This is a genomic window from Bacteroides helcogenes P 36-108, assembly GCF_000186225.1.
Taxonomy (GTDB): Bacteria; Bacteroidota; Bacteroidia; order Bacteroidales; family Bacteroidaceae; genus Bacteroides; species Bacteroides helcogenes.
Window position 1 is genome coordinate 2,427,745 of the sequence record NC_014933.1, and the last position, 13,519, is coordinate 2,441,263.

15 protein-coding genes and 1 pseudogene are annotated in these 13,519 nt (G+C 43.6%); 15 read left to right on the forward strand and 1 reads right to left on the reverse strand.

Translation table 11 applies throughout. The annotated features are described in order from the left end of the window. Positions 1–4 precede the first annotated feature (4 nt). The 9 genes and pseudogenes from BACHE_RS17575 to BACHE_RS09850 all read left to right on the forward strand — a co-directional run bounded on the left by BACHE_RS17575 (position 5) and on the right by BACHE_RS09850 (position 8,398). Positions 5–613 carry a glycosyltransferase family 4 protein gene (locus BACHE_RS17575; protein WP_187289265.1) on the forward strand — a complete coding sequence of 203 codons (609 nt, stop codon included), beginning with the start codon at positions 5–7 and terminating at the stop codon, positions 611–613. Further along, on the forward strand, positions 601–1,722 hold the full coding sequence (locus BACHE_RS09815) for a glycosyltransferase (RefSeq protein WP_013547546.1): 1,122 nt from the start codon (positions 601–603) through the stop codon (positions 1,720–1,722). Before BACHE_RS17575 ends, BACHE_RS09815 begins: the two co-directional genes overlap by 13 nt. Before the next feature lie 367 nt (positions 1,723–2,089). After that, positions 2,090–2,524, forward strand: a complete 435-nt coding sequence (locus BACHE_RS09820) for an IS66 family insertion sequence element accessory protein TnpB (protein WP_245530868.1) — start codon at positions 2,090–2,092, stop codon at positions 2,522–2,524. Positions 2,525–2,662: 138 nt separating this feature from the next. Continuing rightward, positions 2,663–2,815, forward strand: a pseudogene (locus BACHE_RS17340) (GDP-mannose 4,6-dehydratase); the annotation flags it as partial. Positions 2,816–2,866: 51 nt separating this feature from the next. Then, on the forward strand, positions 2,867–3,085 hold the full coding sequence (locus BACHE_RS09830; protein ID WP_013547548.1) for a hypothetical protein: 219 nt from the start codon (positions 2,867–2,869) through the stop codon (positions 3,083–3,085). Continuing rightward, positions 3,076–3,396 (forward strand): type II toxin-antitoxin system RelE/ParE family toxin, encoded by a 321-nt coding sequence (locus tag BACHE_RS09835; RefSeq protein ID WP_013547549.1) that lies wholly within the window; start codon positions 3,076–3,078, stop codon positions 3,394–3,396. Before BACHE_RS09830 ends, BACHE_RS09835 begins: the two co-directional genes overlap by 10 nt. An 85-nt stretch (positions 3,397–3,481) precedes the next feature. After that, on the forward strand, positions 3,482–4,378 hold the full coding sequence (locus BACHE_RS09840) for an NAD-dependent epimerase/dehydratase family protein (protein WP_013547550.1): 897 nt from the start codon (positions 3,482–3,484) through the stop codon (positions 4,376–4,378). A 97-nt stretch (positions 4,379–4,475) separates the two neighbouring features. After that, complete coding sequence (locus BACHE_RS09845) at positions 4,476–5,426, forward strand: MraY family glycosyltransferase (RefSeq protein ID WP_013547551.1); 951 nt, start codon at positions 4,476–4,478, stop codon at positions 5,424–5,426. 116 nt (positions 5,427–5,542) lie between these two features. Further along, a complete protein-coding gene (locus tag BACHE_RS09850; RefSeq protein WP_013547552.1) occupies positions 5,543–8,398 on the forward strand; it encodes a bifunctional fucokinase/fucose-1-phosphate guanylyltransferase in 2,856 nt (951 codons plus the stop codon). Between the two features lie 68 nt (positions 8,399–8,466). Here the strand turns inward: BACHE_RS09850 and rlmH are convergent, their stop codons facing one another. After that, entirely contained in the window at positions 8,467–8,940 is a 474-nt protein-coding gene (gene rlmH, locus BACHE_RS09855) for a 23S rRNA (pseudouridine(1915)-N(3))-methyltransferase RlmH (protein ID WP_041579322.1), read from the reverse strand. A gap of 94 nt (positions 8,941–9,034) precedes the next feature. Here rlmH and BACHE_RS09860 point away from each other — a divergent pair, with 94 nt between their 5' ends. From BACHE_RS09860 to BACHE_RS09885, 6 genes are all read left to right on the forward strand, one after another. Next, positions 9,035–9,427, forward strand: a complete 393-nt coding sequence (locus BACHE_RS09860; protein ID WP_013547554.1) for a DUF4783 domain-containing protein — start codon at positions 9,035–9,037, stop codon at positions 9,425–9,427. After that, positions 9,420–10,268, forward strand: coding sequence for a carboxylating nicotinate-nucleotide diphosphorylase (gene nadC, locus BACHE_RS09865; RefSeq protein ID WP_013547555.1), 849 nt, complete (start codon positions 9,420–9,422; stop codon positions 10,266–10,268). Before BACHE_RS09860 ends, nadC begins: the two co-directional genes overlap by 8 nt. Before the next feature lie 204 nt (positions 10,269–10,472). Then, complete coding sequence (locus tag BACHE_RS09870; protein ID WP_013547556.1) at positions 10,473–11,186, forward strand: hypothetical protein; 714 nt, start codon at positions 10,473–10,475, stop codon at positions 11,184–11,186. Positions 11,187–11,241: 55 nt separating this feature from the next. Further along, positions 11,242–11,853: an RNA polymerase sigma factor gene (locus tag BACHE_RS09875; protein WP_013547557.1), complete on the forward strand. Its 612-nt coding sequence runs from the start codon at positions 11,242–11,244 to the stop codon at positions 11,851–11,853. Continuing rightward, positions 11,837–12,931 carry a porin family protein gene (locus BACHE_RS09880; RefSeq protein ID WP_013547558.1) on the forward strand — a complete coding sequence of 365 codons (1,095 nt, stop codon included), beginning with the start codon at positions 11,837–11,839 and terminating at the stop codon, positions 12,929–12,931. The genes BACHE_RS09875 and BACHE_RS09880 overlap by 17 nt, the downstream gene beginning before the upstream one ends. Before the next feature lie 13 nt (positions 12,932–12,944). Further along, positions 12,945–13,499, forward strand: a complete 555-nt coding sequence (locus BACHE_RS09885) for a DUF4943 family protein (RefSeq protein WP_013547559.1) — start codon at positions 12,945–12,947, stop codon at positions 13,497–13,499. Positions 13,500–13,519 lie beyond the last annotated feature (20 nt).

The following is a 13,519-nucleotide window of genomic DNA, read 5'->3' on the forward strand; positions in this document are numbered from 1 at the left end:
AGTCATGGATAGTATGTCTGAAGGAAATAAATTGTTAGTCTATAATCCTAACCTGAATTACAGAGGATATAAAGGAGAGAAGAAAAACGCGAAGTGGACAGTAGCTTTCGTAGGCTCCTTGATTGAGATTAAGGGGGTGATTTATCTTATCGAAGCTGCTAAGAGGCTTCCGGATGTTGCTTTTTTGATTTATGGAAAAGGTCCTCTTGAGGCTGATTTGAAACGCTCGGCTCCAACCAATGTCATCTTCAAGGGCTTTTGCAATGATGTGATAATTCAGTTATACGACTGTGTGGATATAGTCGTTGTGCCAACTATCATAGAAGAGGCACTTCCCTTAGCTGCTGTGGATGCCAAAAGCGTAGGGCTTCCAGTGATAGTGACCAATATAGGTGGTCAATCGGAAATAGTGAGAGAGGGGATAGATGGCATAAAAGTTCCCGTAAAAAATCCAACAGCTATTGCTCAGGCTATTAGGGACATCACTTCATCGTGTGATAGATATAACGAAATGGCCTATAAGTCATACGAGTCAAGCAATATGTTTGATTTGACAGAGTTTGAAAGGATACTAACAACAACATTTGAGAACGATTGGTTATGGCGAAGATAACTCATATATTTAAAACATTCTATCCGGATGAACCGGATGGCGGTATCCAAGAAGTGATTCATCAACTTGGTCTGATATCGATGAAGCATGGATATGAAGTGGAAGTAATATCCCTTTCAAAAAAGCCGGGAAGCTGTGACTATGATGGAATAAAGTGCATTTCTTATAAGACGGACATCCGTCTTTCTTCAATGCCTATGAGTGTTGGTCTGATGAAGAATTTTTCAAAGATAATAGAGAACACAGATATTATACATCTGCATTATCCTTATCCTTTTGCGGAACTTCTTACACTTTTTCATAAAACGAGTAAGCCTATCGTGATAACTTTTCATGCGCCCATAGAAGGGCGGGGAGTACTGATGAATGGCTATGCACCCTTTGTGAAAAGGCTATTTAAAAAAGCGAATGTTATTGTTCCTACCAGTCCTAATCTTGCTTCGACCGAGACTATCTTAAATGTCTGTAAGGATAAAATTCATCCGATAGGGTTGTGGGTTTCAGACGAGAGATTTAATGAGCATCCGGTTGAAGAAGAGTTTGCCCGGCAAGTGGATGAATATGGGCAGTTTGCCTTGTTCGTGGGAGTGCTGCGTACATACAAAGGGTTGCATTATTTGCTTGATGCAGCTAAAAAGGTGGATAGGAATATCCTGATAGCAGGTCGTGGCCCTCTTTTTAAGGAACTTAATCGGAGAATTAAAGATGAGAACATCAGTAATGTTCATTTGTTGGGCTATCAATCTAATGAGCATGTTGCGTATTTATTCAAGAAATGTTCGTTCGTCGTGCTGCCTTCCATTACTCGTGGCGAGTGCTTTGGAGTGGTTCTTTTGGAAGCGTGCCATTATGGGAAAGCGATGATTTCAACTGAGCTGGGGACAGGAACCAGTTGGGTAAATACAAACGAGACTGGGTTTGTTATCGCACCGCGAGATGCTGATGCCTTAGCTGAAAAAATGAATTATCTGTTTGATAATTCGGAACAAAGCAGAATATTTGGGGCACATGCGCAGGAACGTGCCAATGAACTGTTCAGCGCAAATTCTTGCGGAGGAGCTTATCTGGAAATCTATGATAAGCTATTAGCATCCAAAAATGTTGTATAAAAATGGTAAGAACCCAATTTTGACATATTGTGTTTTTACAGTTAGCGTCCAGAGATGACGTATTGTCCAATTCCCAAATAACATCGCCCTTCGTCGCTATCAATCAAATATAAGAATTATAGCAGCAGGGATTTCGAACGGCTTTTCATCCGTTACAAAGCGGAGGCAGTTCCACGGGGCGAGTCCCTTCAGGATTTCTGCCAGAAAAACGAGGTTCTTTATAACCTCTTTCATAAATGGTATAAGGATAAACGACATCAGATCGTGGAAGTACATGTCAACGGTCAACCAATTGGAGGCTTGTGTGGCGGATTCAACCCCTCCAATCCAGGAAAGAAGGGAGGAAACGGGATTCCTTCCGTTAAAAATGATGATAGATCTCCGTATGGGCAATGGGGTTCACATAATAGTAACGCAACCTAAGCTACTATGGTCTGAGAAAGCAGGTGAAGAAGTTGGAGGTCTTATGCTGAGCGCTACGGGAATGGATCGTTTTTATTACTTGAGGAACTTCCACGACTTCCATTGCAAGAACAGCCGGGCACTTTCCATCATCCATCGGCAATTGAACCGGGTATCGGAAAAGGATGAGGTGTTCATCGTTATATCGAAAGGCCGTCGTAAAGTTCGTCTGTTCGTCTATGATAACCGTTCTTTCAGTCTTTACGAGCAGTACTTCATGCCCGGGTATAGGTTTATGCGGGTAAGCCATGATGATGATGAGGAGGTATACAGCATAACATGGAAAGATGTGGCTTTATTGTTACAGAATCCTGTTGCCAAATCTTTGGATATCAAATAATAATGCTAAATGTATTTGTTTATGTCTTGGTTTTGAGTATCTTTATGATAAGGACAGGGCATGGACAATCAGGAATTTAATAAAGTATTAGCTTCGGCAGAACTTTTTGAGGCTCCGGGAGAAAGAACCGGAGCCTGGAACAGACAATTGTTAGGTGATCCTATGAAAGCCAAGACACTGCTCGGTTGGAATCCTACGAAAACAAGTTTTTCTGAATTGGTGAAGATAATGGTGGAGCATGATATATGGTTTGTGAGGAAGTTATATCTGAAGACACAAATAAGTGAATGATTATTAGGATATTTCAATATAGCCAAGTATCTTTGTGAAAAAATAGAGCAAATGAGCAAGATCAAGCCATATAAAAAACAAGAGGGGAATAGCCAAGCTGTTAACGAACCTGCAATAGAATATTCTACTGTAAGGGAGGATGTTGATTATCTGCCGGACGAGGTGCTTGTGGGGGCAATAAAATATGTTCAGATGGCTCGCGAAAAAGGACGAATGATTCCCAATAAGGAAGTGTATGGGTTGCTGTCTGAAAGATTAGGATGGAAGTAGTTTGGTCAGATTTAGCTCTTGAATCTTTCTCGGATATCCTACAATATGTGCAAGGTTTCTTTGGAAAGAAAACAGCGGATGATATTGCTGTAAAGATGATATCTTTCATTGAATCATTAGGGTGTTCTCCCCGTTTGGGCAGAGAATTGTCGCATTTATCTCAGTATGGGGAGATTAGATGTGTGTTTTATAAACAGAATCATATTTATTATCAAGTAGTTGAGGATAGAATTGAAGTGATAATGATATGGGATGGGAGACAAGATCCTCATCGCTTACAAAATCTTCTTATTGGTTTTCTAACGAAATAGAAGAAATCCTGCAATTGGGATAGGAGATTTTTATTAAGTAGGACCAATTTGTATTTTCTAAATATCTTTTCCTGTTACATTTTTTATGAAACTTTTATTTACGGGAGCCTCCGGGTTCTTGGGTAATAACGTGTGTCCTCTTTTCGAGAGGATGTACGACGTTAGTACTATTGGCTTGCTGCCGCAGGATAACTATACTGTAAACATAGCGAAGGCAATTCCGGAACTGCGTGAACAGTATGATGTTGTTCTTCACGCAGCCGGAAAGGCGCATTCTGTACCCAAAACGGAAGCGGAAAAGCAAGTGTTCTTTGATGTGAACCTGCAAGGTACAAAGAATCTTTGTACTGCATTGGAGAAGAAAGGAATACCACGGGCTTTCATCTTTATTTCTACTGTGGCTGTATATGGCTGTGATTATGGAGAGAACATCACGGAAGAACACTCTTTGGATGGGGTTACTCCATACGCTGTGAGTAAGCGTCTTGCGGAAGAGTATTTGCAGAAATGGTGCTATGAGCATAATGTCATTTTGGGCATTATCCGTCCTTCCCTTATTGCCGGTTCCAATCCTCCGGGTAATTTAGGCGCCATGATTCATGGTATCTGTAGTGGCAGATATCTCAGTATTGCCGGAAGCCGGGCACGGAAAAGCGTATTGATGGTGCAGGACATTGCAAAATTAGTTCCTCTGTTGGTGGAAAAAGGAGGTATCTATAATGTGTGTGATAGTTATCAGCCTACTTTCCGGGAACTTGAAACAGTTATTTGCAGGCAGCTAAATAGGAGTCTGCCAGTATCAATTCCATATTGGATGGCTAAATGCATGGCCTTGATAGGTGATTGTTTGGGGAAGAAAGCTCCGATCAATTCTCTGAAGTTAAGGAAGATAACGAAGTCCTTGACTTTCAGTAACGAGAAGGCGGTACGTGAGTTAGGATGGATACCGATGAGTGTATTGGAGAATTTCAAGATAGAATGAGCGTATATTTTGGGATCATATTGGCTGTGACAGGAATTGTCTCTTTCCTGTTTGCCTGTATTCAGTTTTGGTTTTATCTGATAAACAGAAACGAATGATGTATTATTTGATAGTTTTGGTTCTGCTATTCGTGGCAGAACTTTTTTATTTTAGGGTGGCTGACAAGTGTAATATCATAGACAAGCCAAACGAGCGTAGTTCCCATACGAGAGTCACTTTGCGTGGCGGTGGTATCATTTTCTATTTCGGCGCGTTGGCTTACTTTCTGACGAGTGGCTTTGAATACCCCTTGTTTATGCTTGCCCTGACACTGGTTACGTTCATCAGCTTTGTGGATGATATCAAGTCCACCCGGCAGATAACGAGATTGCTTTTCCATTTCTCGGCCATGGGATTGATGTTCTGTCAGTGGGGTTTGTTTTCTTTGTCTTGGTGGTGGATTGTCATTGCCTTGATTATCTGCACGGGTATCATCAATGCCTATAACTTCATGGATGGGATCAACGGCATTACGGGCGGTTATTCCTTGGTTGTGCTAACTGCCTTGGCGATAATCAACGCAGAGTTCATCCCTTTTGTTGAAGGTGATTTCATTTATACGGTGATTTGTTCCGTCATGGTCTTCTGTTTCTTCAACTTCCGCAAGAGAGCGAAGTGTTTTGCGGGTGATGTGGGTTCTGTAAGTATTGCTTTTATTCTTCTTTTCCTGATAGGCAAACTGATTATCCGTACGGGGGATTTCAGTTGGATTGTCCTGCTGTCCGTCTATGGTGTTGACAGTGTGTTGACTATCATTCACCGCCTGATGCTTCATGAGAATATCGGTTTGCCTCACCGTAAGCATTTGTATCAGCTTATGGCGAATGAGTTGAAGATTCCCCATGTGGTGGTTTCTTCTGTTTATATGGCGGTGCAAGCTGTAGTTATAGCAGGATATGTCTTCTGCATGAATCATGGTTATTGGTATTTATCGGCAGTGATTCTGTTTCTTGTCTTCATTTATATCTGTTTTATGAAGAAATATTTTAGGCTGCACAAATCCATATAATGTTATCCTTTTTGTTTCTTTCCTGTATCTTTCAAATAAATTGAAGTTTTTTTTGTGCCAATTGCCCAAGAATGCTTTACTTTGTTGCTAAATATTAAGCAATACAGCAATCGGATATGCAAAAATTATTGTCTTTGCCGCCTAATCTGGTATCGGCGTTTTATGAATTGGAAAATGTAGATCGTACAGAGTGGTTTTGTACTTCCGACCCGGCAGGAATGAAGTTGGGATCGGGTGGGGGAACTGCCTGGCTCTTACGTGAATGGTATAATAACCGAAATGCGGCACATTCGGTGGAAAAGCGCATATTGCTGCATGCCGGAGGGCAGAGCCGGCGCTTGCCGGGCTATGCACCCTCCGGGAAGATACTGACACCGATACCCGTATTTCGTTGGGCGCGCGGTCAGAAACTGGGGCAGAACCTTCTTTCGCTGCAACTTCCGCTTTATGAGAAAATCATGGATCGTGCTCCTGAAAATCTGCGTACTCTGATTGCAAGCGGTGATGTATATATACGTGCAGAGAAACCTTTGCAGGAGATACCCGATGCAGACGTGGTATGTTATGGATTGTGGGTAGATCCGGTATTGGCTACACATCACGGGGTATTTGTCTCTGACCGGAAATCTCCCGAAGCGCTTGATTTTATGTTGCAGAAACCATCGCTGAAAGAACTGGAGAATCTTTCCAAAACTCATCTGTTTCTGATGGATATAGGAATTTGGCTATTGAGCGACAGGGCAGTGGAACTGTTGATGAAGCGTTCACAAAAAGAAGAAGGCGCTTCGGATCAGAATATCCCATATTCTGATTTGAAATATTATGATTTATATTCCGATTTTGGCTTGGCTTTGGGAGAACATCCGCATATTACGGACGAGGAACTGAATAAATTGTCCGTGGCAATACTTCCGTTGCCCGCCGGAGAGTTTTATCATTATGGCACAAGCCGGGAACTGTTGTCCTCTACCGTCACCCTGCCGAATAAAGTTTATGATCAACGGCAGATTATGCATCGGAAGGTAAAACCCAATCCGGCGATTTTCATACAGAATGCAGAGGTACATATTCCTGTTACCCCCAAGAATGATAATATTTGGATCGAGAACAGCTATGTTGCCTCGTCATGGACATTGGGTGTGCGACAAATTATAACAGGTGTTCCTGAAAATGACTGGATGCTGGCTGTTCCAGATGGGGTCTGTATAGATATAGTGCCTGTAAAGAATGGATGTTGGGCGGTGCGTCCTTATGGTTTCGATGATATTTTTAAGGGAGATATCCGTGAAGAAAGTACGTTGTTTTTAGGAAAACCGTTCAGTGTGTGGCTGAAAGAGCGCAGGCTGACAATCGAAGATGTGACAGGGAGAAAAGATGACTTGCAGGCTGCCGCTATTTTTCCCACAGTGAGTGATAAGACAGAAATGGGGCGAGTACTCCGCTGGATGGTTTCAGAACCCGGATTGGCGGGGGGGAAAGATATCTGGCTGAACCGCACCCGTTTATCTGCCGATGAAATTTCTGCCCAGGCTGATTTGCGACTGCTATATGCACAGCGTGAGAATTTCTGCAAGGGAAATTGGGAGATACTGGCTCGCAACCATGAAAAAAGCGTATTCTACCAGCTTGATCTGGCCGATGTAGCGGATGAATTTCATAAGTTCGGACTTGGCAAACCAGAGGTTTTGTCCGCCGATGCTCCGTTGATGCAACGAGTACATAACCGGATGCTACGGGCACAGATTGAAAAATTGAACGGAAAAGAATTTAAGACTGATGAACAGGCTGCGTTCGGCTTGTTGCGCGAAGGATTGCTTTCCGCTTTGTATGAACGAAAGCTCCGGCCGCACCTGAATATATATAGTGACCAGATTGTATGGGGGCGCAGTCCTGTACGCATAGACATGGCCGGCGGGTGGACGGACACTCCTCCTTATTCTTTGTTTGCCGGTGGAAATGTTGTGAACATTGCCATCGAACTGAATGGACAACCGCCCTTGCAGGTTTATATAAAGTCTTGTGTAGAACACCGCATTGTGTTGCGATCCATAGATATGGGGGCAATGGAAGTGGTGAATACATTCGAGGAACTTCAGGATTATGGCAGGGTAGGCTCTCCTTTTTCCATTCCTAAAGCCGCACTTGCGCTGGCCGGTTTTGTGCCTGCATTTTCGGATACGTCTTATCCGTCACTCCAAAAACAACTGGAAGCTTTCGGCACAGGCATAGAGATTACTTTGCTTTCGGCCATACCTGCGGGTTCTGGTTTAGGTACAAGCTCCATATTGGCTTCTACGGTTTTGGGGTCGTTGAGTGATTTCTGCGGATTGATGTGGGACAAGAATGAAATATGTCGCCGCACTCTTGCATTGGAGCAGTTGTTGACCACGGGCGGCGGCTGGCAGGATCAGTACGGTGGTGTATTGCAGGGCATAAAACTTTTACAGACAGAATCCGGATTTGCCCAGCAGCCATTAGTACGCTGGTTACCCGAACATTTGTTTACCAATCCTGAATACAAAGATTGCCATTTGCTGTACTACACGGGCATTACGCGCATTGCAAAGGGGATTCTTGCGGAAATTGTAAGAGCCATGTTCCTTAATTCATCCTTACATCTGGGATTATTGGAAGAAATGAAAGCACATGCCCTTGATATGGCGGAAGCCATCCAGCGGAATGACTTCGGAAATTTTGGTGCATTGGTCGGAAAGACCTGGACACAAAATAAGGCATTGGATTGCGGAACGAATCCTCCGGAAGTAGAAGCCATTATCAATCGGATAAAAGATTATACATTAGGATATAAGCTGCCCGGAGCTGGTGGTGGAGGTTATCTCTATATGGTGGCCAAAGATCCGCAGGCGGCGGTTCGTATCCGTGAAATCTTGACCCGGAACGCTCCGAATCCGCGTGCCCGGTTTGTGGAGATGTCCCTTTCGGATAAGGGGTTCCAAGTGTCACGGAGCTGAAAATAGTTGAAAGGTGAAAGTTGAGAGTTTGCTGCGCTGTATCCCGCATGGTAACTTTCACCTCTCAACTATTCGTGGTGATACGGCCCCCCGGTTAGTATCGTCATCGCCCGGTAGAGCTGTTCCACAAAAATAAGGCGTACCATCTGGTGGGAAAAAGTCATACGCGACAAGGATATTTTTTCGTGTGTCGCATCGTACACCTTTGGAGAGAATCCGTAAGGGCCACCGATTATAAAGACCAGCCGTTTGTTTACGGTATTCATCTTGCGCTTCATATAGTCTGCGAACTCTATGGAGCGCATTTCTTTTCCCCCCTCATCCAGCAGAACAATGACATCACCGGGCTGGAGCGCTTTCAATATCAATTCTCCTTCTTTCTCTTTCTGTACCTCCATAGAGAGGCTTTTGGTGTTTTTCAGTTCGGGGATGATCTCCATTTCGAATGAAAGATACCGTTTGGTGCGCTGTACATAATCGTTGATAGCCGTAATAAAGTGTTGTTCTACAGTTCGTCCTACGACGAGCAGAGTTGTTTTCATGCTGGTTCTGTTTTGATTAGCGCACAAATTTAGCACTTTTTTATTGTATTTTACGATAAATGCTTACCTTTGCCTATCGTTAATACTTGTGGAAATGAAAAAACGAGTAGTTTTATTGTTGACCGGTTTCTTTTTATGGATGTCCTCGCTTTTTGCTCAGGAGGTTCCTGTGGGAGTGGTTGTGGCTTTCAAGAAGGGAGACTCTCAGGAACTTAACAGGTATCTGGGTGATAAGGTGGATCTGATTATTCAGAATAAATCGATCTGTGCTGACAAGTTGACGGCGGAAGATGCGATGTCCGCTTTCTTCTCCGGCAACAAGGTGAGTGGCTTCGATGTAAATCATCAGGGTAAGCGTGACGAGTCAGGGTTCGTGATTGGTACTTTGACTACTGCCAACGGAAACTTTCGGGTGAATTGTTTCTTCAGAAGGGTACAAAATAAATATGTCATACATCAAATAAGAATAGACAAGATAAATGAATAAGGAAGAAGAATTGATTGACAGGCTGATAGACCTGGCTTTTGCGGAGGATATAGGCGATGGGGATCATACCACACTTTCGTGTATTCCTGCCACGGCTATGGGTAAATCTAAACTTTTGATTAAAGAAGCCGGTATCCTTGCCGGCATTGAGATAGCCAAAGAGGTGTTTCGCCGCTTCGATCCTGCCATGAAAGTGGAAGTGTTTATCAATGATGGCGCTGAGGTAAAACCGGGAGATGTCGCCATGATTGTGGAAGGCAGGATACAGTCTTTGTTGCAGACAGAACGGTTGATGCTGAACATTATGCAACGTATGAGTGGTATTGCCACCATGACACATAAATATGCGGAGAAACTGAAGGGTACGAATACACGCGTGCTTGATACCCGCAAGACTACCCCTGGAATGCGTATCCTTGAAAAGATGGCTGTAAAGATCGGTGGTGGAGTAAACCATCGCATCGGTTTGTTTGACATGATCCTGCTGAAAGACAATCATGTGGACTTTGCTGGAGGTATTGATAAAGCCATTACCCGTGCCAAGGAGTATTGCAGGGAAAAAGGTAAAGACCTCAAGATAGAAATCGAGGTACGCAATTTCGATGAATTGCAGCAAGTACTTGATTTGGGTGGCATTGACCGTATCATGTTCGACAACTTTACACCTGAGATGACAAAGAAGGCAGTTGAGATGGTGGGAGGTCGTTATGAAACCGAATCATCCGGCGGTATCACATTTGATACGCTCCGCGACTATGCCGAATGCGGTGTAGATTTTATCTCGGTCGGTGCTCTGACTCACTCTGTAAAAGGACTGGATATGAGCTTCAAAGCGTGTTGACAAAGGCGGAAAGCATTATTGCAGAACAATAAGGAAAGCCTCTCATAAATAATGCTGCACAACGGCAGATTTATGGGAGGCTTTCTGTTGATAATCAGTAGACTAATTACTCCAGAAAAACAGATGATGTACTTGGGTGTAACAGATGGTCTGTTTCGGTGTAATAGATAATGCGTTTCAGAGGAGAATGAAATAAAGAAGATTATGAAGACAAATATCGTTTGGAATAAGGTAAAAACAACTATCAAAAGTTGGCGAATGGGAGACTACATCCGACAAACCTCTATTGTGGTGATTGGCGTGTTGATTACGTTTGGCGGCAGTGGATTGATAACCAGATGTTCGGAACAGAAAGACATTAAGGCTACTATGCTTTTGATTAAGGATGAATTAGCCAATAATCGCGAGAGCTTTGATAAGATTGTGGTTAGGTTCAGTGAAGATGAGCATCTTTCGGCTCTGTTGGTGAAGCATAATATGAATTGCCGGGCGATACCGGAAGATTCATTGAAACAATTTCGCTTTTCCATCGGTCAGATTGGTGGCTTCTATTATACGCGAAATGCATTGGATATACTTAAAAACTCGATGTTAATGCAAAAAATATCTGATAAGGAACTTCTGTTGTCGTTGATAGATGCTTATGAAGCATTAGAAAGATATAAAATGTCTATCAAGCTCTATTATGATATGAAAGAAGATGCTTTTTTCCCATTTTTTTTGTCGCTGACCGATGAACAGAATGAAAAGGTTAATGAAGGCGGTTGGGAAGCATGGGAAATCTATCTTTCGGATAGGAAGTTGCGAAACCTCTTGAAGATACCGCAAGGATATTTCACTCCTGACTACCAGAAGCGTATTGAGCAAAAGCTTGATAAGGTGATGCAGATTCTTGAAAAGAAATATGGTACGAAGTAGAAGATATTCCATTCTTTAACTTCTTTTTAGAGTTTATTCAGCAGCATTTTCAAGAATGCTGCGTCTAACTAACAAACGACGCAAAGAGGCGTCCGTAAAACGAGCACTGACATTGGAAAATGAGATAGAACTAATAGAGGGCTGTCGGGCAGGAAAAGATTCAGCCCGCAAGGAATTGTACACCCTTTATTCCAGGCAGATGCTGGCGGTGTGTTACCGCTATACGGGCGATGTAGATGCGGCTCATGACGTATTGCACGATGGTTTCATTAAAATCTTCACTCACTTCACGTTTCGTGGAGAATGTGCGTTGAGTACGTGGGTGACGAGAGTAATGGTGACGCAGGCCATAGACTACTTGCGGAAACAGAAACGTTTCAGCCAATTGGTGGTAAATGAAGAACAACTTCCGGATGTGCCGGACGAGGCAAGTATCGCCGAAACCGGCAGCCGCCTTTCTGAAGAAGTGTTGATGGCGTTTGTGGCAGAATTGCCGGATGGATGCCGTACCGTGTTCAACTTGTATGTTTTTGAGGAGAAATCTCATAAGGAGATTGCCGGGATACTTCATATCAAGGAACATTCATCTACTTCACAGTTGTATCGTGCCAAATGTTTGTTAGCAAAAAGGATTAAAGAATATACTGAAAATGAGAGAAAAAGATGAAATAAACAGTTTGTTCCGTAGTCGTCTGTCTGATGCAGAGATGACGGTGCGGGAAGGCTTTTGGGAAACATTGCAACAGGACTTGCTTTCGCAGGAAGCAGGAGTCCGGAAGTGCATTTCTCTTTCTCCGGGATTTTACCGGGTAGTGGCTGCTGCATCAGTCGTTTTTGCTTTGGGGGCTGTTTCCGCCGCTTTCTGGTATTTCTCTCCGAAAGAAGAGATAAAAGAAGCCTTTACACAGGTTGCAGTCATGACACCTGAGGGAAACCTGAATGGAGATGTAGTACAAGAAAACTTCCCCCCTGTTCGTCAGGCATCTTCCACAGCGCATAGACCGGGAATGAAACAGCCGGCAGATTGTGTGCAGGAAGGGTCGGTGAAAGAAGTGGAAGATGAGTCAGTTTCCCTTCATGTATCCATCACAATCACGGAAAGAGTTTACGGAAATGACCGGCAGCAGGAAAGCGGTTTCTATGACTATCGTAATTCTGTCCGGAATGTTCGTCAGACGAGTACCGACGGCACAAATGCAAATTCGGATATAGATTCTCCGATTTCTGTTGATGATAAGCAGGTAGCTCCTAAAGTGGGAAACATGGTGAGGCCCCGTAATTGGGCAGTAAAAATCGCTTTCGGTTCTTCTTTGCCCAAGAGGGGGGGGGACATGCCGTTTACTGCCGCAATTTCGGCCGAGCATCGCTTGAACAGCTATTTGGGTTTGGAAGCCGGTTTGCAGTACAATTGCTTGCCCGCCGATCGCACTTTACATACCTTGGCAATTCCCGTTAAACTGAATGCAACGTTCGCAAGTTCTCCTAAAGTCAATTTTTACGCTACATTGGGGGGGGCTATCGAGAAATGCATTGCGGGAGCTTCTGACAACAGCTTTAAGGCAGAGCCGGTACAGCTTTCTGTGATGGCGGGAATAGGGGCTCGTTATAAAGTGAATGATCGTTTTGCCCTGTTTGCAGAGCCGTCCGTCTCGCATCATTTCGATACGGATTCACCGACAAAATCATTGCGTACAGAACGTCCTGTCAATTTGAACCTATTATGTGGAGTACGTATGACCTATTAATCTGAAATACGATATGAAAATGAAGGCTATATCTGATAGATTATATATATTCGGGCGCATTTTGTTGCTCGTGTTCTTTACACTTTCTGTAATGTCTTGTACAAAAGAGGCATTGGATTACAATCATCCGGACGTGGAACTGTTTGTGAAGCAATTAAAGGCCGGCAAATATTCTACTCAAAGTCCGGACGGCCAGAGCAATGTACCGAAGTTTTCAACCGGAGACATTGAAGCGTTGCTGAAGTACGCCGAGGACCTGACGGTTATTTCTTCTTTTCCTTTGGCTACGGTTTCTTATTCGGCCGGTGGAAAGCTTCGTTTGGGAGAATGTATTTTATGGACTGTGGAAACGATTCGTCTCGGACACAATGCTTCGATGGGGTGTAAAATGGTACATACGGATGCCGAAAATTATGAGGGGATATATTTCCTTTCGGATGAGGAAGTGCTCGATGCTGCCACTCGTTACCGTCGTTGGTGGGAGGGAAGGAAATATCCGCGTACCATGTGGACTATTGACCCTTGTTACGATGAGCCGCTTTGCGGAAGTGGGTACATGTGGTGGTAAGAATCAAGTAATCAGACGAT

Coding starts and splice junctions, on each gene's coding strand:
- BACHE_RS09870 (WP_013547556.1), top strand. CDS start 10,473: ATGAAGACAAATATCGTTTGGAATAAGGTAAAAACAACTATCAAAAGT.
- BACHE_RS09835 (WP_013547549.1), top strand. CDS start 3,076: ATGGAAGTAGTTTGGTCAGATTTAGCTCTTGAATCTTTCTCGGATATC.
- BACHE_RS09820 (WP_245530868.1), top strand. CDS start 2,090: ATGATGATAGATCTCCGTATGGGCAATGGGGTTCACATAATAGTAACG.
- BACHE_RS09885 (WP_013547559.1), top strand. CDS start 12,945: ATGAAAATGAAGGCTATATCTGATAGATTATATATATTCGGGCGCATT.
- BACHE_RS09845 (WP_013547551.1), top strand. CDS start 4,476: ATGTATTATTTGATAGTTTTGGTTCTGCTATTCGTGGCAGAACTTTTT.
- BACHE_RS17575 (WP_187289265.1), top strand. CDS start 5: ATGGATAGTATGTCTGAAGGAAATAAATTGTTAGTCTATAATCCTAAC.
- BACHE_RS09875 (WP_013547557.1), top strand. CDS start 11,242: ATGCTGCGTCTAACTAACAAACGACGCAAAGAGGCGTCCGTAAAACGA.
- rlmH (WP_041579322.1), bottom strand. CDS start 8,940: ATGAAAACAACTCTGCTCGTCGTAGGACGAACTGTAGAACAACACTTT.
- BACHE_RS09850 (WP_013547552.1), top strand. CDS start 5,543: ATGCAAAAATTATTGTCTTTGCCGCCTAATCTGGTATCGGCGTTTTAT.
- BACHE_RS09880 (WP_013547558.1), top strand. CDS start 11,837: ATGAGAGAAAAAGATGAAATAAACAGTTTGTTCCGTAGTCGTCTGTCT.
- BACHE_RS09860 (WP_013547554.1), top strand. CDS start 9,035: ATGAAAAAACGAGTAGTTTTATTGTTGACCGGTTTCTTTTTATGGATG.
- BACHE_RS09830 (WP_013547548.1), top strand. CDS start 2,867: ATGAGCAAGATCAAGCCATATAAAAAACAAGAGGGGAATAGCCAAGCT.
- BACHE_RS09840 (WP_013547550.1), top strand. CDS start 3,482: ATGAAACTTTTATTTACGGGAGCCTCCGGGTTCTTGGGTAATAACGTG.
- BACHE_RS09815 (WP_013547546.1), top strand. CDS start 601: ATGGCGAAGATAACTCATATATTTAAAACATTCTATCCGGATGAACCG.
- nadC (WP_013547555.1), top strand. CDS start 9,420: ATGAATAAGGAAGAAGAATTGATTGACAGGCTGATAGACCTGGCTTTT.